The organism is Hymenobacter sp. B81, from assembly GCF_044628455.1.
Lineage (GTDB): Bacteria > Bacteroidota > Bacteroidia > Cytophagales > Hymenobacteraceae > Solirubrum.
On record NZ_JBIYZW010000001.1, the window covers coordinates 88,478 to 107,558 of the forward strand.

General features: G+C 65.6%; 17 protein-coding genes. 2 read left to right on the top strand and 15 right to left on the bottom strand.

Annotated elements, in window-relative coordinates; all coding sequences use genetic code 11:
• Positions 1-18: 18 nt before the first annotated feature.
• On the top strand, positions 19-735 hold the full coding sequence (locus ACE191_RS00340) for an HAD family hydrolase (protein ID WP_400190183.1): 717 nt from the start codon (positions 19-21) through the stop codon (positions 733-735).
• A 66-nt stretch (positions 736-801) separates the two neighbouring features.
• Here ACE191_RS00340 and ACE191_RS00345 read toward each other — a convergent pair whose 3' ends face one another.
• The 10 genes from ACE191_RS00345 to ACE191_RS00390 form a co-directional block, all read right to left on the bottom strand.
• Positions 802-1,527 (bottom strand): hypothetical protein, encoded by a 726-nt coding sequence (locus ACE191_RS00345; protein ID WP_400190184.1) that lies wholly within the window; start codon positions 1,525-1,527, stop codon positions 802-804.
• 44 nt (positions 1,528-1,571) lie between these two features.
• Positions 1,572-2,342 carry a DUF4097 family beta strand repeat-containing protein gene (locus ACE191_RS00350; RefSeq protein ID WP_400190185.1) on the bottom strand — a complete coding sequence of 257 codons (771 nt, stop codon included), beginning with the start codon at positions 2,340-2,342 and terminating at the stop codon, positions 1,572-1,574.
• A gap of 88 nt (positions 2,343-2,430) precedes the next feature.
• Positions 2,431-3,279: a HEAT repeat domain-containing protein gene (locus tag ACE191_RS00355; protein WP_400190186.1), complete on the bottom strand. Its 849-nt coding sequence runs from the start codon at positions 3,277-3,279 to the stop codon at positions 2,431-2,433.
• 2 nt (positions 3,280-3,281) lie between these two features.
• Positions 3,282-3,884: an RNA polymerase sigma factor gene (locus ACE191_RS00360; RefSeq protein WP_400190187.1), complete on the bottom strand. Its 603-nt coding sequence runs from the start codon at positions 3,882-3,884 to the stop codon at positions 3,282-3,284.
• A 188-nt stretch (positions 3,885-4,072) separates the two neighbouring features.
• On the bottom strand, positions 4,073-6,511 hold the full coding sequence (locus ACE191_RS00365) for a TonB-dependent receptor domain-containing protein (protein WP_400190188.1): 2,439 nt from the start codon (positions 6,509-6,511) through the stop codon (positions 4,073-4,075).
• A 313-nt stretch (positions 6,512-6,824) separates the two neighbouring features.
• A complete protein-coding gene (locus ACE191_RS00370; RefSeq protein ID WP_400190189.1) occupies positions 6,825-8,870 on the bottom strand; it encodes a HelD family protein in 2,046 nt (681 codons plus the stop codon).
• 89 nt (positions 8,871-8,959) lie between these two features.
• On the bottom strand, positions 8,960-9,730 hold the full coding sequence (locus ACE191_RS00375; protein WP_400190190.1) for a LytR/AlgR family response regulator transcription factor: 771 nt from the start codon (positions 9,728-9,730) through the stop codon (positions 8,960-8,962).
• A gap of 343 nt (positions 9,731-10,073) precedes the next feature.
• Positions 10,074-11,174 (bottom strand): sensor histidine kinase, encoded by a 1,101-nt coding sequence (locus ACE191_RS00380; RefSeq protein WP_400190191.1) that lies wholly within the window; start codon positions 11,172-11,174, stop codon positions 10,074-10,076.
• Positions 11,175-11,285: 111 nt separating this feature from the next.
• Positions 11,286-12,146 carry a hypothetical protein gene (locus ACE191_RS00385; RefSeq protein ID WP_400190192.1) on the bottom strand — a complete coding sequence of 287 codons (861 nt, stop codon included), beginning with the start codon at positions 12,144-12,146 and terminating at the stop codon, positions 11,286-11,288.
• Between the two features lie 42 nt (positions 12,147-12,188).
• A complete protein-coding gene (locus ACE191_RS00390; RefSeq protein WP_400190193.1) occupies positions 12,189-12,641 on the bottom strand; it encodes an ABA4-like family protein in 453 nt (150 codons plus the stop codon).
• 246 nt (positions 12,642-12,887) lie between these two features.
• On the opposite strand from ACE191_RS00390, the gene ACE191_RS00395 reads away from it, so the two are divergent.
• Positions 12,888-13,565 (top strand): hypothetical protein, encoded by a 678-nt coding sequence (locus ACE191_RS00395; protein WP_400190194.1) that lies wholly within the window; start codon positions 12,888-12,890, stop codon positions 13,563-13,565.
• A 131-nt stretch (positions 13,566-13,696) separates the two neighbouring features.
• On the opposite strand, the gene ACE191_RS00400 is transcribed toward ACE191_RS00395, so the two are convergent.
• The 5 genes from ACE191_RS00400 to ACE191_RS00420 all read right to left on the bottom strand — a co-directional run bounded on the left by ACE191_RS00400 (position 13,697) and on the right by ACE191_RS00420 (position 19,041).
• The gene (locus tag ACE191_RS00400) at positions 13,697-14,101 is read right to left on the bottom strand and encodes a hypothetical protein (protein WP_400190195.1); all 405 of its coding nucleotides are present in this window, start codon (positions 14,099-14,101) and stop codon (positions 13,697-13,699) included.
• Positions 14,102-14,319: 218 nt separating this feature from the next.
• The gene (locus tag ACE191_RS00405) at positions 14,320-16,506 is read right to left on the bottom strand and encodes a dihydrofolate reductase (RefSeq protein WP_400190196.1); all 2,187 of its coding nucleotides are present in this window, start codon (positions 16,504-16,506) and stop codon (positions 14,320-14,322) included.
• Between the two features lie 109 nt (positions 16,507-16,615).
• A complete protein-coding gene (locus ACE191_RS00410) occupies positions 16,616-17,728 on the bottom strand; it encodes an AMP-binding protein (RefSeq protein ID WP_400190197.1) in 1,113 nt (370 codons plus the stop codon).
• A gap of 112 nt (positions 17,729-17,840) precedes the next feature.
• Entirely contained in the window at positions 17,841-18,380 is a 540-nt protein-coding gene (locus ACE191_RS00415) for a DinB family protein (RefSeq protein WP_400190198.1), read from the bottom strand.
• Positions 18,381-18,528: 148 nt separating this feature from the next.
• A complete protein-coding gene (locus tag ACE191_RS00420) occupies positions 18,529-19,041 on the bottom strand; it encodes a hypothetical protein (protein ID WP_400190199.1) in 513 nt (170 codons plus the stop codon).
• Positions 19,042-19,081 lie beyond the last annotated feature (40 nt).

Sequence of the window (19,081 nt, forward strand, 5' to 3'; positions counted from 1 at the left end):
CGCTCGTTTACTCCTGCCATGCCCGCTCCCCAGCTCATTGCCTTCGACGCCGACGACACCCTGTGGCCCAACCAGCCGCACTACGACGAGGCTGAAACCCGGCTCTACGCCCTGCTCGCCCACTACGCCGACGCCGAAACGCTGACCCGGCGCTTTTTCGAGGTGCAGCGCCAGAACCTGCCGCTGTTCGGCTACGGGGCCAAGTCGTTTATGCTCTCGATGATTGAAACCGTCATCAGCCTCACCAAAGGGGCCGTGACGGGCGAGGAAATCCAGCACGTGCTCGACCGCGGCAAGCGCCTGCTCGACTTTCCCATCGAGCCCCTGCCCGACGTGACGGAGGTGCTGACGGTGCTGCGCGAGCAGGGCCGCGCGCTGATGCTGCTCACCAAGGGCGACCTGTTCGACCAGGAAAGCAAGCTGGCCCGCTCGGGCCTGGGACACTACTTCAGCCACGTCGAAATCGTGAGCGAGAAAAACGAGGCCACCTACCAGCGCATTCTGCAGCGCCACGGCCTGCAGCCGGCCGAGTTCGTGATGATCGGCAACTCGCTCAAGTCCGACGTGCTGCCGGTGGCCCGCCTGGGCGCCCGGGCCGTGCACGTGCCCTACTATACCACCTGGGCCCTGGAGGAAGTGCCCGCCGAGCAGCTTGCGGGCGTCGACTTTCACCAGGTAGCGGCCCTGGCCGAAGTGCCCGCCTACCTGGAGCGGCTGGCACAGGAGGAAGCGTAGTGGGGTCGGCGGTGGGGCGGGCGCGGGCCGGGCAGCACCGGCTGCCCACGGCCCCGGCGCTGCGAATTACTTCCGCTTGCGGAAGTATACGTCGTTGCTGATGGACTCCAGGCGCACCAGCGGCCCGCCCGGCTTGCCCAGGGAGCCGCGCACCTCGTAGCCCACCATTGGCACGCCCGATTTGCGGTTGGTGAAGGCAATGTTCTGGTCGGTATACACCTCGCCGGTAATCGTCTTGAAAGCTACTTGCGCGCCCTGCGCCGGGGGCCAGGTAACGTCCACGAACCCGCTGATGGATTTGGCTTCGAGCTGCCCGCTCAGGCCCGTGGCCTCAATGTTGCCGCTGATGGTGTTCACGCGCAGCGCCACGCCCGCGGGCACTTCAATCTCCACGTCCACGGTGCTGCACACCCGGTAACTTTCGCGCCCGTTCTGCCCCCCGCCCGAGCTCCACGCCGACTGGCCCTTGCCCTCGGGGCAGTCGCCGGGCTGGCCGGTGCGCAGCAGCGCCTCGTCGAAGGCCGACTGCACGGTGATTACGTCGCCGGTGCTGGTCAGAGTGAGCTGAAGGGCGTCGTTGAGCTTGTTCTGGTTGATGGTGACCGAGGCCCGCACGCGCAGCTGCTGGCCGCTGCCGCCGCGGATTTTGATGCTGGTGGCCTGCTGCAGATCCAGCACCACTTGTTGCCGGGCTCCCACCGGGGCGCTTTTTTCAATGATTTTTTGGGCGTGGGCTGCCGGCAGCAGCAAGGTGCCGCAGAGGCTCAGCAGCAGGAGTCGGAAGAGTTTCATGGCAACAGCTGGGTTGAGGGAAGGCGAAAGCAGTTGAAGAGGCGTTATTTGGCTTTGCGCACGAACACGTCGCCGCTCACCGATTGCAGCGCGACCTGGGTGCCGCCGCCGTTCACGGTGCCCTGCACCAGCTGGCCGCCCACCCGCCGCATGTTGCCCTCGGTTTTGCCCACGTTCAGGTCGAAATCGGTGTACACCTCACCCGTGATGGAGCGCAGCTGCAGTGTGGCCCTGCTGGCCGGACGCATGGTCACGTCCACGTCGCCGCTCACCGAGGAAATGGCGCTGGGGGCCTTGCTCAGGTCGGCGTAGCGCACGGTAATGCTGCCGCTCACGGTGTTGGCCACCACGCCGCCGCCCATGTTCAGCAGCTTGGCGTCGCCGTTCTTCAGGTTCAGCTCCACGTTGCCGTCCAGGTCGCGCACTTCCACGCTGCCGCCGTTGAAGTTGCTTTGGTTGAACACCACCGACGCCGAGCGCGGCACCCGGATAACATAGTCAGCGTCTTTGCGCGAGGCCTGCACAATGCGCACCACCTGGTCTTTCTGGGTGACGGAAAGGCCCAGCCGGGTGTTGTCGTCGGCCGAGTTGTAGACGGCCCGCAGGCCCTCGGCGCGCTTGGGCAGGGGCTCGTAGCCGTTGCCGCGAATGATGAGCTCGTCGCCGTTGTAGCCTTCCAGCGTCACGTCGCTGCCCTGCATGTCGAGCTCGATTTTGCGGTCTTTGCCGCCGAGCTTAAGCTTGAATTCCTGGGCCCAGAGGGTCGGCGTTGCCAGCACCAAGCCGGCGAAAGTGAGAAGCAGAGACTTTTTCATGTCGGAAAGAGGATGCACGTGGAGCCCGGCCGGCGCGGCCACGTTCGCGGCGCCGGCAGTGGGAGAGGGGAGGGAAAAGAGGAATGGCTTAAATCAGGGTGCCGAGGCCGTACTCGGCCTGTTGGCGCACGATGGGCAGGGCATCGGGCTTGCGGGCCAGCTGCTCGAGCTGAGTGGCGGCCCGCCGCTCGCGCATGTTCACCAGCAGCTCAATGAGCAGAATCTGCACGTTGGGGTCGGTTTGGATGGTCAGCGACTGGGTGAAGGCCTCGCCCACGCGCGGGTCGGCCCGGAGACGGTAGAGGGCACTGGCCGCGGCCAGGCGCACGTTGGTGTTGGGGTCGAAGTTCAGGGTGTTGATGAGCACCTGCACCGTTGGGTCGCCGGTGGTATCGGCCCGCGCGCCGGCGTTGCTCACCAGCTGAATCCGGTCGCTAGCCGACAGGCGCTGGCCCGCGTCACCCGAAAGCGCGTTGGCCAGCTGCATGGCGTGTTTGGTGGGGCCGGCCGGCGCGGTAATAGCTACGGCGGGGGCTTTGGGCTGCCACCACTGCCCCAGGGCCATGCCCATCAGCAGCAGGGCCACGCCGGCCGCCACGCGCAGCGTCCAGCGGCTAGCTTCGCGGGGCCACAGCGGCCGAACACGGGCTTCTGAAGGGGCCGCTGCGGTTGCTGGCGTCCCGGCCAGAGCAGCCTTTTCCTGCTCCAGCAGCTGCAAAAAGTTGGTGCGCAGCGCGGTCGTAGGTTTAACGGGTTCTATCGATTCCAGCTGAGCTGACAGCTCCCGCAGCTGGGCTACCTGCTCCTGGCAGGCGGCGCACTGGCTGAGGTGGGCGGCCACGCGCTCGGCTTGGTCGGGCGGCAGCACCTGGTCGGCGTAGTCCACCAGCAGGTCGGCTACGGTGAAACAGTCGTATGGCGAAGGGCGGTTGGGCATGGCTAGGAAGCGAAATAGATGGCTCGCAGGGCTTGCAGGGCCCGGTGCGCTTTCACTTTGGCGGCGCCGGCGGTGCAGGCCAGCTGCTGCCCGATTTCCTCGTAGCTGAACCCCTGAAAGCGGTGCAGCACCAGAATGTCGCGCTGGGCCGTGGGCAGCAGCGCCAGGGCTTCGTGCAGGTTTTGTTCGCGCTCGGTGCTGGTCATGGCGGCGAAGGCCGAGGTGCCCAGCCCGCCGTGCTGCTCCACCGCCTGCACATCCACGGTGCGCATCTGCTGCTGGCGCTGCCAGTGGTCGGCGTGGGCGTTGCGGGCCAGTTGATAAATCCAGGCCCGGAACTGCTGGCCCGGCTGGTAGCTGTGGCGGTATTTCAGCAGGCGTTCGAACACGGTTTGGGTGAGGTCTTCGGCCGTTTCTCGGTCGTTGTTGCTGCGGCGCAGCAGGTAGTTGAAAATGGGCAGGTGGTAGCGGTCGAACAGCACGGCCAGCTGGTCCAGGTCGTTGGCCTGCACCTGGGCCATCAGGGCATCGTCGCTCGGGTAGTGGTCGGCCACCGGGGTGGGGGTTGCGGGTTGGTTGAGGGGAGTACCGGCAAATGCGGGCATCGTTACAAGCGCTCCGAAATTTTTTTGCTGAAAGGTTCAGGGCGCGCCAATGCTCCTCAGCCCGTACCCCGCCAGTGAAGAAGGGTAACCGCGTAGCGCAGGTTCCTACGCGCTGTAAGTCAACAAAAAAGCCCCTCGGCAGGAGGGGCTTTTGCTGGTATTTGCGCTTCACCGGACTGGCGGGGGGCTTAGCCGGCGCGATTCACTTCTTCCAGGGAGGAGTTGCGGCGCTTGGCGTCGATTTTGGCGCCCTTGCTGAAGTTGTAGCGCAGCGTCAGGCCCAGGCTGCGGAAGCGGAAGTACTGGTCGAACTCGTTGACGTTGCCGTTGATGTTGGTGCTGAACCGGTAGCGGTAACCCTTGAACAGGTCGCTCACGCTCACGCTCACATCCAGTTTCTCCCGTACAAAGCTGCGCTTCAGCGCCAGCCCTACCCAGTGCATGGGCTCGATCTGGTACAGGCCCGAAGCCGTGGGACCCAGGTAGCGCGCCTCAATTTCCAGGCGCACTTTCGCGGGCAGCAGCAGCGTGTGGTTCGACTGCAGCATGTAGTAGAGCTGCTCGTTGGTGAGAAAGCCGTTGGTGGCGGTGGTGCTGAACTTGCGGTACGATACCACCACGGTGTTCTGGCTGTCCCACCACTTGGCCAGCTTGTAGGGCGCCACGGCGGTCAGGCCGATGATGTGGCCCCGGTCCAGGTTGTCGGTGGTGTACTTGGTGGTAGCCCTTTCCACGTCCAGAATGGGCACTTCCGAAATCACGGCGGTCTGGTAATCGTAGTTGAAGGCCAGGCTGTAGACCTTGCGCAGCGTGTGGGTCAGGCGAAACGCCTGGGTGTACTGTGGCCGCAGCAGGGGGTTGCCCTGCTCGTAGGTGTACGGGTCGCGGTAAAAGCGGAAGGGGTTCAGGCTGCCGTAGTTCGGTCGGGTGAGGCGGCGGCTGTAGCTGAAACTCAAGTCGTAGTCTTTCGACACCTGCTGCTGGGCAAACAGGCTGGGAAACAAATTCAGGTACCGGCGCCGCGTAAGGCTGTCGGTGGTGAGTTCGTGGCCCACGGAGCGGGTGTTTTCCAGTCGCAGGCCGGCCTGCAGCTTGAGCCGTGCGCCTGCCTGGCCGCTCCAGCTCAGGTACGCGGCCTGTATGTTTTCGCGGTACGTGAAGTAGTTGGTGCGCCGCGGGTCGAGCACCAGGGCCCCGTTGTTGAAGTAAAACCGCGAGTCGTTGTCGGCCGTCACCTGGCTGGCCTTTACGCCGGCTTCCAGCTTGTGGCCCGCCGCCAGCGGCCGGGTAAAATCGATCTTGCCGGCGTAGATGCGCAGGTCCGAGAGGGTGTTGGTGTACTCCTGGTTCAGGCTGTCCACGCCGGCTTTGGGGCCGACCAGCGGGGTAAAGCGGTTGAAAAAGTCGGCCTGCCCGCGGTTGTCGATGCGCACTGCGTCCAGGTCGGCGGTGAGGGTGGTGCCGGCCGTATCCAGCTTGCCCTGGTAGTGCAGGTTGCCGGTGTAGTTTTGGTAGGTGCTGCGGCTGATATTGTCGGCGTCGATGTAGCGCGTGGGCTGCTGCGCCGTGGGGCCGAGGTAGGTGTCGGTGAGGAAGTCCGACTGGCCCCGACGGAAGGTGTAGCCGGCCATAAAGCCCACGCTGTGCTGCTTGCTCAGGCTGTAGTCGGCGCCCAGGCGCAGCACCGGCGGACTGGTGGAGGTGAAGTTGCCGGTGGCCTGCTGCGCGAAATACGTAGTGGCGCGCTCGGCGTAGAACACCCGCGTAAACGTGGCGTCGCGCCCGCCCACCCGGCGCGAGGCGTCCAGGGTCAGGAAGCCGTTCCACTTTTCCTGCTTGATGTTCAGGCTGGCGCCGTAGGTGTGGCCCAGTTGCTGGAAGTTGTAGTTGGCCCCGGCGTACACGCTCCCGTTGAGGCCGCGCTGGGTGTTGGTTTTCAGGTTCAGGTTGAGAATGCCCGAGGTGCCCTCCGCGTCGTACTTGGCCGGCGGGTTGGTTATTATTTCGATGTTTTTCAGGTTGGCCGCGGGCATGCCTTCGAGCATGCTGCGCAGCTCCCGCGCCGAGAGGTAAGTCAGCCGGCCGTCGAGCATCACAGTTACCCCGCTCTTGCCGTTGAGCTGAATGTTGCCGTCCTGGTCGATGAACACGCCCGGGGATTTGGCCAGCACGTCGAAGGCCGTGTTGCCGGCCGCCATGGCAGTGCCTTCCACCGTCACCACCATGCGGTCGGCCTCCTGCACGATGGTCGGCCGCAAGCCCACAATGTTGACTTCGCTCAGCTGCTTGGCGTCGGCGCGCAGCACCACGGGGCCGAAGTCCCGGCCGGGGGCCGCGGCGCTGAGGGTAAACGCCGGCGTTTCCTGCGGCAGGTAGCCCACCGAGCTGACGCGCAGCCGGTAGGTGCCGGTCGCGGGCGCCTGCAGCTCGAACCGGCCGTTTTCGTCGGCCACGGTGCCCGTTACGCTGGTAGCAGCGCCGGCCGGCAGCACGGCCACGGTGGCAAAGCCGATGGCCGCGCCTTTTTCGTCCAGGATGCTGCCCGTGAGCCGCCCCGCTTCCTGGCTCCAACCTACGCGGGGCCCCAACAGCAGCAAGGGGAATAGAAGAAGGAAGAAGTGTCGCATAAGGCAGCGGGCAAGGGGTAAACGGAGAGACGAAGAGGGAAGCGAAGGGCAAAAGTTGCGGCACCTGGCGGCCGGGGCTGGCCGCTGGCGGGGCAGGAAACCGCGCTTTTTCGCAATGGTTACAGCTGGCTCCCGAAATATTTATGGCCGCCTGGCCAACGCGTTGCAAAGCCACCCGCGCCGTGGCTGCAAAGCCCGCCAGCCCCGGCGGCCGGCTGAACCCAAAGGGGAAAACAGTCGGTCGCCGGGGCCGCGAAGGGGAAGAAAAAGAAGGTTCAGCGGACTAATGGCCCGCCCAATCGGCCCGCGCCCTTCAGCCGGCCAGGAAGGCAGCGAGTTCCCCGGAGTAAGTGAGCGTGAGCTGGTGCATGGCCCGGGTGCAGGCCACGTAGAGCATGCTCCGGTCGACCTCGGTGCGGTAGTTGCGGGCCGAGGCAAACGGCACCACCACGGCATCGAACTCCAGCCCCTTGGCCAGGTGGGCCGTGGTCACGATGACGCCTTCCTGGAAGGTGGTGGAATCGGCCGTAAGCAGGTGCGCCTGCGAGTCGGGCAGGGCCTGAAATACCTGCTCGGCCTGCCGCTGGGTTTTGCAGATGATGCCCAGGGACTGGTGGCCCGCGCGGCGGAAGTCGGCCACCAGCTGCTGCAGGGCGGCCAGCTCCTCCGGCTGGCTGCCGAGCTGGCGGATGACGGGCGCCGGCCCGTGGCGCTCCAGCGGCATGATGTGGGGGTTGGGTGTGATGCGCTGGGCGAAGGCGGTAATCTCGACGGTAGAGCGGTAGCTGCGGTAGAGCTTCACCACGTCGGCCTGCGGGAAGACGCGCTCAATGGTTTCAGCCGAGGACGCGCTGTAGGGGTTCACTGTCTGGCTCACGTCGCCCAGGATGGTTTTGCGGCAGTGAAACAGGCGCGCCAGTACGGCATACTGCACCGGGGTGTAGTCCTGCATTTCGTCGATGAGCAGGTGCTTCACGTGTTCGTAAGCGGTGATGCCCTCCAGGCGCAGGCGCAGGTAGATGAGCGGAAACACATCGGCCCATTCCAGGTGCGGGCGGTGGTTCAGCGTGAGCAGCTCGGGGCGGCCCAGCCAGCGGTAAAAGTCGCGGTAGAGGTCGGGCACGTGCTGGAAGCGGAACATGCGCTGCAGGCCCTCGGCAATGGCGTTTTTGTCGCCGCCGGTGAGCTTGCGGTCCACTTTGTCGCGCACGTAGGCCCGCACGTCGTGGGCCACCTGCTGAAAGCGCTTGAGCAGCGGCACGCGGTGGTAGGTGCGGAATTTCTGCTGAATAACGGCCGCCGGCACCACCGTGCGCCCCACGCGCAGGTCGGTGAACTGGAAGTAGTGGTTTTCTACGTGCAGCAGGTACTGGTTGAGCTGGCCCAGAAACTCAACCGACGACTTGAACCGCATGCGCTCAATGAAGGCCGGGTCGGGCTTTTCCAGCAGCGCCGACACCTGCTCGAAGAAGGTCTGGAAGGTGTAGCGGGTGTCGAGCAAATCGGCCGCCAGCTCTTCCAGGCCCATTTCGGGCAGGTGCTCTTCGCCCAGCTCGGGCAGCACGTTGGAGATGTAGTCGGCAAAGACTTTGTTGGGGGAGATGATGAGCAGGTCTTTGGCGGCCAGCGTGTCGCGGTAGCGGTAGAGCAGGAAGGCAATGCGGTGCAGGGCAATGGAGGTTTTGCCCGAGCCGGCCACGCCCTGAATCACCATCACCGAGGCCTCTTCGTTGCGGATGACCGCGTTCTGGTCGCGCTGAATGGTGGCCACGATGTTCTTCATCTTGTCGTCGGCCGACTTGGCCAGCTCGCGCTGCAGCACGTCGTCGTGGATGTTCACGCCGCTGTCGAGCATAAACTCCAGGCGCCCGTCGCGAATCTTGTACTGGCGCTTCAGCTCGATGCGGCCGCGGACGGGGCCGGAGGGCGTGTCGTAGGCGGCGGGGCCCAGCTCGAAGTCGTAGAACAAGGAGGAAATGGGGGCGCGCCAGTCGTAGATCAGGTTCTGGCGCTGTCCCTCGCCGGCGAAGGCGTGCACGCCGATGTAGACCGGGGTGGGCGGCTGGTTGGGCAGGGCGAAATCGAGGCGGCCGAAGTAGGGCGACTGCAGCAGCTTGAAAAGCCGGCGCTTTCGGCCCACGGCGGCCTCGCCCGTGAAGGCCATGCGGTTGATGGACTGGTCGGCGGCCACCATGTCGGCCTCGTCCATGCCCGACTGGTGCTCGTGGATGTACTGCTTTTTCTGGCGCAGCTCGGTGGAATACTGCCTGACCGCGTCGTCGACCCGCCGGATGGCCAGCGTCAGCTGCTCCTTGATGTGCTCCAGATACTCTCGTTCCTGCTGTTCAGTGGCGTTCATTCCTTGCGGCGCTTGTAAAACGAACCTTAAAGGTGGCGCCAAAATCTGAGCTGCGGAAGCCGGGGCCGGTTTTAGGGCGGCGGGTGGGCTTAGCCTTCGAGCCAGCTTTTGAGGGCGGCGGCCTTCTCGCGGCTCACCAGCACTTCCTCGGCGGGCGCGGGCGCGAGGTCGAGCTTGAGCTTGCCGTTGAACCAGGGGTGCAGGCGCTGCACGGCCGGCAGCTGGGCCAGAAACTGCCGGTTGAGGCGGAAGAACTGCTGCGAATCGAGCAGCTGCTCGAGCTGCTCGAGGGTGTAGTCGATGAGGTAGCGCTGGCCGGCGTGGGTGACGAGGGTAACGGTTTCGTGGCGGCTCTGGAACCAGGCGGCTTCCTGGGCGCGCACGGGCAGCAGCTGCTCGCCGTGGCGCACCAGAAACCGCGTTTTAGGGGTGCGGCCCGGTCGCGGGGGCAGGCTGTCGACCAGGTGCTCGAGGCGTTGGGCCATGGGAGCGGGGGCCGCCGCGCCGCGCCACTGGCTGAGCTTGTGCAGGGCGGCCTGCAGCTCGGCCAGCTTTATGGGCTTGAGCAGGTAGTCGATGCTGTTGGCCTTGAAAGCGCGCAGGGCGTAGGCGTCGTAGGCGGTGGTGAAGATGACGGGGCTGCCGACCACAAGCTGGTCGAACACGTCCAGGCTCAGGCCGTCGGCCAGGTGAATGTCGGCCAGGATAAGGTCGGGGGCGGGCTGGGCCGTGAGCCACTGCACGGCGCCGGCCACGGTGTCGAGCTGGGCCACGACGTGGGCCTGGGGGGCAGCCTGGGCGAGCAGGCGCTGCAGGCGCTCAGCGGCCGGGTATTCGTCTTCGAGCAGCAGGATGTTCACTTGGGGGGGTAATGTGGTGCGCTGCGCGCTAGTGTGAGGCGCTGCGCGCAATGTGGGGAATGTGGGGCGATGCGTGCTCCTGTTGTGCGCTTCGCTGATGTGGGGAATAGGTGGATGGGGCAAGAAAGGGACTTACTGGAAATGGCGCTACATGCTGGTTCTGCGGACTGGAATTGGGGGTGAAGAAGCGCAATTGGGAATTGCGCTTGCGGAAATCCTATTTACGCTGGAGGAAATTATATTTACACTTATGGAAATCCTAGTTGCGCCCGCGGAAATCCTATTTGCGGCGGCGCAATGGGTTGTTGCGCTGGCGGAAATCCTACTCGCACTAGTGGAAATCCTAGTGGTGGGGGCGCAATGCGTTTGGTGGGGCCTCACCCCCCGGCTCGTGTTGCGAGAGGGGTAGGGCGGCCTCGGCGGGGAGCAGGGGCAGGCGCACGGTGAAGGTGGCGTCGGTGGCGTCGACCTGCACGGGGTGGGCGGGGGCCAGCAGGGCGTAGCGCTCCTGGATGTTGCGCAGGCCGGTGCCGGTGCCGGGGGCCAGGGCGGCGGTGCGCGCCCGCCGCGGGTTCTCGACGCTGAGCCAGTCGGTGCCGTGGTGGCTGGGCTGGGCGGCGATGCGCACGTGCAGGGGGTGCTGGCGGGAGGCTTCGTTGTGCTTGAGGGCGTTTTCGACCAGCAGCTGCACGCTCAAGGGGGCCACCGGGCGGTCGAGCAGCTCGGGCGGTACCTGCACGTCTACCCGCAGGTTGTCGCGCAGACGGGCTTTCTGCAGGGCCACGTAGGTGTCGACGAAGGCCAGCTCCTCGCGCAGGGGCACGGTGCGGCGCTGGTGGCTGAGCAGCACGTAGCGGTAGAGGTCGGCGAGCTGCTCGATAAACTGCTGCGCGGGCTCGTTGCCGGGCTCGATAAAGGCCGCCAGGGTATTGAGGGAGTTGAACAGGAAGTGTGGGTCGAGCTGCTGCTGCAGGGCTTCGAGCTGGGCACGCTGGCTGGCGCTTTGCAGCTGCTCAGCCCGGCGCACGTTGTACACCCACTGCCCGAAGAAATGCCGGCTCTCGTAGAGTAGCTGCAACCCCACCGTGGGAATGAGGTTGAACAGGACCTGGTTGAGCAGCGCGCCCGGCCGCAGCGAGAAGTACTGGGGCAGCAGCAGGTGCAGCACTGCGCGCAGGGCTATGGTGGCCGCGGTGGTGTAAATCAGGCAGGCCACGGCCAGCCACCACAGCCGCCGGGTGGTTTGCTCGACGCGGGGCCAGCGCCGGATCAGCAGCTGCCACAGGGCAATGTTGCCCAGCCAGAGCACCGTGGTGAAGAGCAGCGACACGGCCCAGCTGACCAGGAACATGGGCCACGACCCCAGCTTCTGCCCGCCGGCGAGCAGCACGATGAGCAAACTCAGCAGCGGAATGCCCAGCAGGCGCAGGCGACGGTCGTTCATGGCGGGCAGGGGAGGAGTTGGCAAACCGGCGCCCGCGGCCGGGAGACGCGGGCGCCGGTTGCGGCGGCAAGGTAAGGAGTGGCTGGCCGGGCAGAAACGAGGAGCCGGGGCTTAGCGGCCGGCCCAGAGCGGCAGCCCCTGTAGGGCGTGCCAGTAGAGCCAGCTCACGGCCGCGCAGTACAGCAGGGTGCCCAGCAGCACGAGGGCGGTTTGGGCAGCCGGGCGCAGGCGGGGGAAAGCGCGGGTGAGCAGCCAGCCCAGCAGCGGCAGGGCCTGCAGGGCGTGCAGGCCCAAGAAGTGGGCGGCGCGCAAATCGCCGTGGCGGGTGCTCCAGCCCAGAAAGGGCAGGCCCGCGCCGCCGTCGGCCGCACCTACGGTGTGGGCCAGGCGGGCCGACATGCTGCCCCCCACCGCGCTGCCCACCAGGAACACCAGCAAACCCAGCCGGATGCCCCACACCCAGGCCGCCGAACCCAGCGGCCGGTGCCGGAACACCAGGCCCAGCGCCCATACGATGGCCAGGGTGTTGGCCAGGATGAACAGGCCCATCACGTTGAACACCATCATGTCGAACACCGAGTTCATGTTGAAGTGCGAGGTGGTGCCGCGGGCGGCCTGCAAATACACGCAGCTGATTTCGACGGTCAGGGCCAGGGCCACCACCCGCCCCACGCGGCGGGCGCTACGCCCGGCCGCCGCCGGCAGATCGGTGAGCAGGTAGGCCAGTGACCAGACGTACACCAGCCCGGCCACGCTGAACTTGATGGGCTTGATCCACACGTTGAGGCCGGTGACGGTGCGCTCGTCGAAGGGCAGCAGGGCCAGGGCCAGCAGCAGCAGGGCCGCGTGCAGCCAGCCCGCCCAGGTGAGGGCCGACTGCTCGCGGTGCAGCCGGCGCAGCCAGTGGGGCAGCCGCGGGGCCGGGGTGCGCAGCGTTTCGGGGGGGGGAAGCGTGGTTGTGGTCGTTTTCATGGGAGCAGGGGTAGAAGTCGGAACAGGAAGCGTAAGCCCGCGCTAAGCGGCAACAGGAGCGGGCGCCGGGCGCAGCTGACGCAGGCCGGCGTAGAGCAGCAGGCCAATGGGACCTACCAGGAAGGTGAGCAGCAGGGCCGGTATCAGCAGCAGGTGGGGCAGGCCGCGCCGCTCGGCGTCGCGCACCTCCCAGATGCCCACCAGCAAGTCGAAGCAGAGGTAGTGCAGCCAGCCGGCCGTGAGGGCCCAGGGGTTGCGAAACAGCGCCGCCACCTGCTGCAGGGAGCCGAACCCACCCTCGGCGCCGTGCGGACCGAGGTAGTGCACCAGCAGCAGCGCCGCGTAGCCCGCGGCCAGCAGCAGGGGCCAGGCGCCGCTGCGCACCAGCAGGCGGGTAAAGCGCCAGCGCGGGGCTACCAGCAGCAGCAGCCAGGCGGGCAGCACAGCGGCATTGGCCAGGGAAAACAGCAGGTCGGGGGTGAGGGCGAGGTTCATGGCGCGGGCGGGCAGCGGAGTAGGTAGCGGCTTGCCGTCAAAACTACGCGCCGGGGTGGGGTGTGCCCGCGCCAATCGGGGTGAAGCGGCCCTGCTGCGGGGCGAAGCGTGGGCCGGGGCCGGCGAAGCGCGGCGCAATAGCGGCCGAAACGGCGGCGGGTTGGCAGTCAGTGGATATTTTCGCACCGGCATAGGTCCGCGGGCCCCGGCCCAACCATCGGGGCGCGGGACCGTTCGTGTAGCAGTATGAAGCACTATTTCTGTTGGGCGCTGGCGGGCGGGCTGACCACGGCGGCCTTGGCCGCCCAGGCTGCCACGCCGGCCGATTCCAGCCGCGTGCGCCAAGCCCACCGTCGGCCCGTATTCCAGTTCGACCAGCGCTATTCGGTGCTGCAGGGCAACATGGTGGGCATCAACGGCGTGAAGCTGGGCGTGGAATGGCGCGGCCGCCTGCGCACGGGCCTGGGCTTGTACTTTCTCAGCAGCGGCGTGCCCACCGACAAGCCCCTGCCCGGAAACGCCCCCGTTGGTACCCGCGACGAGGTGCGCTTCCGCTACGCGGCCCTCTACGGCGAGTACGTGGTGCTGGGCACGCCGCGCTGGGAGGTGAGCGTGCCCGTGCAGGCCGGTCTGGGCCGCTACTACCTGCGCTATCAGTTCCCCGACGGCAGCAGCTACCGCACCACCAAGAAAAGTATCTGGCTCGTGGAGCCCACCATAGGCGGGCACATGCGCGTGTTTCGCTGGGTGGGCGTGGGCGCCGGGGCTGGCTACCGACAGGCCCTGTTCACCGCCGACAAGCTCGAAGACGACATCAGCGGCCTCATTTTCTACGGCCGCGTCAAGCTTTTCCTCGGCGACCTGTACAAGGTGGTACGCGGCCGCCAGCGCCTGTTTTCCCAGCAGGGGCTGAAGCGTCCTTAATTATGAATTAATAATTATCAATTATTAATTGTCAGGTAGCGGGCCGACTTGATAGGTCAGCGTACCTTAACTGACAACTGACAACTGACAACTGACAACTGACAACTGACAACTGACAACTGACAACCAGCCTACTTCGTCACGTTTACACCGGTGGAGGTACGGGGGCGGCGCAGCACGTAGTAGCGGTTGGAGTTGGCGCCCTGTTTATCGATGGCCGGGTTGCCGCCCTGCACCACTTGCAGCACCTCCCAGCCCAGAGAGCCCATGTAGTTGAGGGCGCTGATGGGCGTGGCAAACACCTGCAGCTTGCCCACTTCCAGCTTCGACAGCTCCGGCCCGCCGAGCTTCTCGGCGCCGTAGCCGAAATCGGCATACACGTCTTTGCCCACGATGCGCACCTCGCAGTATTCGTAGCGCACCGCTTCGGGCGAAGGGGTGGCCAGATTGCGGGTATTGCTGCTCTGGGCCTGGGCCGAGGCGGCCGAAAAAGTCAGCAAAGCGAGCAAAGAGGCAGCAAGGAAGAGGTGTTTCATAACGGCGGGGAGCGGGTCTGAACACGAAGAAAGCAAAAAGGCCGGCCGCATCCGAGATGCCGCCGGCCTTTCCTTGGTAAAAAGTGCAAATCGGGTGCTGGTTGCTTGTTTTTGGTTGTTGGTCGCTCGTTTTTGGTTGTTGGTCGCTTGCCTTCCGGTACCGAAAGAAGTACACTCTACCAACTACCAACTACCAACTACCAACTACCAACTACCAACTAGTTTACGTGCGGCAGGAACGAGTACTTGCGGCCGTACTCCAGCATCTGCTGGGCAAAGTCGGCGGGGTACTCCACCTTCACGTCCACCATCTTGCCGTCCTGCTGCACCGGCACTAGGCGCGGCTGAATAAAGCCCTGGTAGGGCGCGATGTTGAGCTTCTCGTAGCGGGCCAGCACTTCCTTGTGCAGCACCGGGTCCACCTTCACGCCGTAGTTCTCGATCAGGTTTTTGGCGCCGTTGTAGTCGCCCTCGCTCGTGATGCGCTGGGTTTCGCGCAAAAGCTGCCCAAACAGGCCGCGCAGCTTCTGGTAGTCGTTGATCTTGAAGTAAGTTTTGCCTTCCCGGGTCACCTTCTCGATGACCTTTTCTTTCTGGCCCTTTTCGTACACCCACTTGGCCACCATCTGGCGGTTGCGCATGTGCGACTCTTCCACCGTCTCGCCCAAGGGCAGGCGGGTGAGCTGGGTCATCAGGCCGTTGCGGATGTAGCCGTCGTACTCAGCCTTGCCCACTTCCAGGCTCGGCATCACGCCCATCTGCACCAGCTTGGGGTCCATCACGTAGTACAGGGCCACCAGGTCGGCGCGGCCTTCCTCGATGGCCGAGGCGTAGCTCTTGAGCGTTTCCTTGGTGGTGCCCACACCCTTGTTGATCTGGCCCGAGGCGTGGCCGATAACCTCGTGCATGTCGGTGTGCAGCTTGCCGGCCAGCGAGCTGTACTGGCGCGCGCGCTTCTTCTCTTCGTCGGAGTACGCAAACTCGTCGAGCGAGCCGCCGGCCGAGGCCTGGTCGTAGGCTTCCACGATGTTGCCCAGGTTCACCGACTTCGAGCCGTGGTCCTTGCGAATCCAGGTGGCGTTGGGCAGGTTGATGCCGATGGGCGTACTCGGAGCCGCGTCGCCCGACTCGCCCACCACGGTAATGACCTTGGCCGTGATGCCCACCACGTTCTTTTTCTTGTGCTCGGGCTTGATGGGCGAGTTGTCCTCGAACCACTGGGCCTGGTCGCCGATGGCCTTGATGCGCTTGGTGGCTTCCTGGTCCTTGAACGACACCACCGACTCGTAGCTGGCGCGGTAGCCCAGCGGGTCGCCGTACACCTCAATGAAGCCGTTCACCACATCGGTCTGCGACTTGGTGTCGCGCACCCAGGCAATGTTGTAGTCGTCCCAGGTTTTCAGGTCACCGGTTTGGTAGTACTGCACGAGCTTCTGCAAAGCCAGCTTCTGCTCGGGCGTTTCGGCCACGTCCACGGCCTTGCCCAGCCAGTACACAATCTGGGTGATGCTCTGCCCGTAGAGGCCGCCCACTTTCCAGGGCTGCTCCACAATCTTGCCCGACTTGTCCTTCACCAGGCGCGAGTTCAGGCCGTAGGAAACCGGCGTGGGGTCCTTTTTGTCGATTTTCTTGGCGTAGTAGTCTTCTACCTCCTTCTGGGTGAGGTTCTGGTAGAAGTTATTGGCCGAAGTCTTCACCAGGTCCTGCCCGGCTTCCTGGTTCACGCGCTTGGCGTCCAGGGTTGGGTCGAAGATGATGGGGGTGATGGTGGCCAGGAACTGGTCCACGGTTTCGCCCGGCAGCAACGGCAGCGTGGAGGGCTCCACGCCGCGCACCAGCTCGGCGAAGTACTCGCGCGAGCATTCAGGCACAAACTTGCGGGTACTGTAGTGGTGGTGCAGGCCGTTGGAAAACCAGAACCGCTTGGCGTACACGTTCAGCTTCTGGGCCTGGTCTACCTGCTGGGTGTTGGAGGTAGCGGTGCGGCGCTGCTGGTTGGCTTCCCACACGGCCTCCAGGGTGCGGCGCACACGCAGGTTGTGGCGGTAGTTCTGGTCGTAGCTGATGTCGCGGCCCGCCAGGCCGGCTTCGTAGAGGTAGTAGAGCAGCTCTTTCTGCTGGGCGCTGAGCTGCTCGAAGCCCGGCACCTGGTAGCGCAGGATGCGCAGGTCGGCAAACTGCTCGCTTACTACCTGGAAGGGCTGGGCGTCGCCGGCGCGTTCCATAATGGGCTGGGCCGACGGGGTAGGCGTGGCCGACGCTTCGGATTGAGCCGCGGCTTTGGTGCCAACCGAGCCGCCGGCGGGCGAGGTTGCGGTGGTGGTAGTGGCCGAGCCAGCGCAGCCGCTCAGGCCGGCGGCCAGCAGTAACGCCGCCGCGGCCGGGCGCAGGGAGGAAGTATTCATCAAACGAAAGGGAAAGCAGGTGAGGATGCGAAAGTACAAAGCAACGCATTCGCCCCCGATTCCCCGCCGGGTGAGTGGCCGGGCTTTTTCCCGAGGCCCGGAGCGGCCGCTACAGCTGCTCCAGGGTGCGGCGGCGGTCCAGCTTGCCCGAGCCGGTTTGGGCAAACTGGGCCGCGTAGCGCAGGGCGCGGGGCACTTCGTAGCGGCTCAGGCGCTGGCCAAGCAATTCCAGCAGGCGGACTTCGTCGGCCTCGGCCAGGGGAGGGCCTTCCAGCACCGCCGTAACCTGCTGGCCCAGCCGCTCGTCGGGCAGGCCGGTCACGAACAGGCGGCGGCCGGGCAAATCCAGTTCGGCCAGGGCCACTTCCAGCACCAGTTCCACCTTTTCGGCCGGCACCTTCACCCCGCCCGAGTTAATGACGAAGTCGGCGCGGCCCAGCCATTCAAACAAGTGGTGGTCGTTTTCCGCGAAGCGCACCAGGTCGTTGGTTTGCACCAGCTCCTGCCGGGTTACGTCGCCGCGCAGGGCCAGGCAGCCGCGCTCGTCCTGCTCGGCGTGCAGGCCCGGCAAGAGGCGGTAGTAGGGCGAGGCCTCGGTGCCGTTGAGGCGGCGCAGCGCCACGTGCGAGCAGGTTTCCGTCATGCCGTAGGTGTGGTAGAGGGGCACCTGCAACTGCTGCACGGCCCGGCTCAGGCCCTGGTCGAGCGGGGCGCCGCCGATGAGAATGGCCTTCATCTGCTCCAGGCGCGGGGCGTGGCCCCCTTCGAGAATAGCGCGCAGCTGCAAGGGCACGAAGGAGGCAAAGTCGAAGGCGGCGTCGGGCGGCAAGAGGGCGAAGGGGTCGGCCACGGGCTCCACGATGGTCAGGGGCATCTGAAACTCCAGGGCACGCACCAGCATCATCAGCCCGCCGATAAACTCGCAGTTCAGGCACACCAGCACGCGGTGGCCCACGCCCAGGCCCAGGTAGTCGACGGTGCGGCGGGCGCTGGCCAAGAGTTGGCTGCGCAGCAGGTTGATGGGCTGGGGGGTACCGGTAGAGCCGGAGGTGGTGAGCACGAACTCCTGCGCGCCGTTGAGCCACTGGCGGCAAAAATCAAGGACGCGGGCCTCGTAGCCGTTGATTTCGCCGCCGGCGTGGGCGGGGTACTGCTGAAGGTCGGCGAAGGCGTAGCGGCGGCCGTTGAGTTGCAGCGAATCGGGGAGGGTGGTAGCGGGCATGGGCGGGTGAAGGTAGCAACGCTGGCAGATACCGCCCCGGCCCCGGAAAGGATGCAAACCAGCGCCTAAATCAGCCTGCGGCTGCCAGATGACCCGCCGCGCCGCCGCCAGTCTACGCCGGCGGCTGAGCCGCCTGGTACAGCTTTAGCAGCAAACTGATCTGGCCCCGGTGGTAAATCTCGTCTTCCACCAGATGATACAGCACCCAGGCCAGGTCCGCGCCCGTCTCGGGGTCGTAGGCGGCGAGGCGCCGGGTGAAATCCACGAACGTGAGTCCCTGCAGCGCCGCCAGCATCTGCTGGCGCGACTCGGCCAGCAAAGCCACGTAATGTTCGATGGGCTGGTGCGTGATGAGTTGCGGCAGATACCCGCCCAAATCCAAAGCCGGCAGCCACCGCTCGTTTTCCGCCGCCGTCAGCGGGCGCCCCCCCACGAACACGATGCGGAAGTAGTGCTCGTTGGCCGCCAGGTGCGCCAGCAAGGCGCCCACCGTGTTCCAGCCCGGCTGGTACTGCCAGTGCAGCTCCGCCGCGGTCAGCTGCTCCACCCGCTGCAGGGTCGTTACCCGGGTATCGGCCAGCATACCCAGCAGGTAATCCAGCGCGTGGTCGGCACTGTGGCCAAACGCAATGCGAAACGCTCTTTTAGGCATGGCAGGGAGAAGTAACAAACCGAAGCGCGGCAAAGCTGCACCACCCGCCGCCATTCGCGCAACCCGGCGCCAACGGCCGCTGCTTGCCGCATCAGGTAGCCACGCCTCGGGCCCCGCTCAGGGCAACCAACGCCGCAAGGCCAGAACACTACTTGGGCGGCACCATAAGGGCACGCAGCTGCCGGCTCAGGGCGCGGTTGCGCGTTTCCAGGTACACGGCGCCGCAGGCAGCCCGCGCGCCAAACAGGGCACCCGCCGAGTCCCCAAACAAGCCCTCAATGCGCCGAATCTGCCCCGCCTCAATGCCATTCAGCACCGCCGCCTGCGCGGGCTGGCCGTTGAGGTTCAGCTCCACGGAGCCACCGCGGAAAAAGGCAAAGAACAGCAGGCGGCAGCCGCAGGACTGCCCTGCCGCATTCGCCGTTTCGTTGCGCAACATTCGGTCCCGTATCAGCAGTCCGTCCGAGGGAGCCGCGTACACCGAATCGGCCCGCAGCTTGGCCCTGATCAGCTGCCACCGCTCGGCCGTAGAGCCGGCCGCCTGAAACTGCGTGATCCAGCGGGCGTTGTGGGCTGGCAGTGGGCAATCGGACACAGCGGCGGTCTGGGCCCAGGCCGGCCCGGCACTCAACAGCACCAGCAGGCAGACAACAAATTTCATAGCCGGCAACAGAGAAATGGATGATAAGCAGACCGCGCCC

Coding starts and splice junctions, on each gene's coding strand:
- ACE191_RS00340 (WP_400190183.1), top strand. CDS start 19: ATGCCCGCTCCCCAGCTCATTGCCTTCGACGCCGACGACACCCTGTGG.
- ACE191_RS00345 (WP_400190184.1), bottom strand. CDS start 1,527: ATGAAACTCTTCCGACTCCTGCTGCTGAGCCTCTGCGGCACCTTGCTG.
- ACE191_RS00350 (WP_400190185.1), bottom strand. CDS start 2,342: ATGAAAAAGTCTCTGCTTCTCACTTTCGCCGGCTTGGTGCTGGCAACG.
- ACE191_RS00355 (WP_400190186.1), bottom strand. CDS start 3,279: ATGCCCAACCGCCCTTCGCCATACGACTGTTTCACCGTAGCCGACCTG.
- ACE191_RS00360 (WP_400190187.1), bottom strand. CDS start 3,884: ATGCCCGCATTTGCCGGTACTCCCCTCAACCAACCCGCAACCCCCACC.
- ACE191_RS00365 (WP_400190188.1), bottom strand. CDS start 6,511: ATGCGACACTTCTTCCTTCTTCTATTCCCCTTGCTGCTGTTGGGGCCC.
- ACE191_RS00370 (WP_400190189.1), bottom strand. CDS start 8,870: ATGAACGCCACTGAACAGCAGGAACGAGAGTATCTGGAGCACATCAAG.
- ACE191_RS00380 (WP_400190191.1), bottom strand. CDS start 11,174: ATGAACGACCGTCGCCTGCGCCTGCTGGGCATTCCGCTGCTGAGTTTG.
- ACE191_RS00385 (WP_400190192.1), bottom strand. CDS start 12,146: ATGAAAACGACCACAACCACGCTTCCCCCCCCCGAAACGCTGCGCACC.
- ACE191_RS00390 (WP_400190193.1), bottom strand. CDS start 12,641: ATGAACCTCGCCCTCACCCCCGACCTGCTGTTTTCCCTGGCCAATGCC.
- ACE191_RS00395 (WP_400190194.1), top strand. CDS start 12,888: ATGAAGCACTATTTCTGTTGGGCGCTGGCGGGCGGGCTGACCACGGCG.
- ACE191_RS00400 (WP_400190195.1), bottom strand. CDS start 14,101: ATGAAACACCTCTTCCTTGCTGCCTCTTTGCTCGCTTTGCTGACTTTT.
- ACE191_RS00405 (WP_400190196.1), bottom strand. CDS start 16,506: ATGAATACTTCCTCCCTGCGCCCGGCCGCGGCGGCGTTACTGCTGGCC.
- ACE191_RS00410 (WP_400190197.1), bottom strand. CDS start 17,728: ATGCCCGCTACCACCCTCCCCGATTCGCTGCAACTCAACGGCCGCCGC.
- ACE191_RS00415 (WP_400190198.1), bottom strand. CDS start 18,380: ATGCCTAAAAGAGCGTTTCGCATTGCGTTTGGCCACAGTGCCGACCAC.
- ACE191_RS00420 (WP_400190199.1), bottom strand. CDS start 19,041: ATGAAATTTGTTGTCTGCCTGCTGGTGCTGTTGAGTGCCGGGCCGGCC.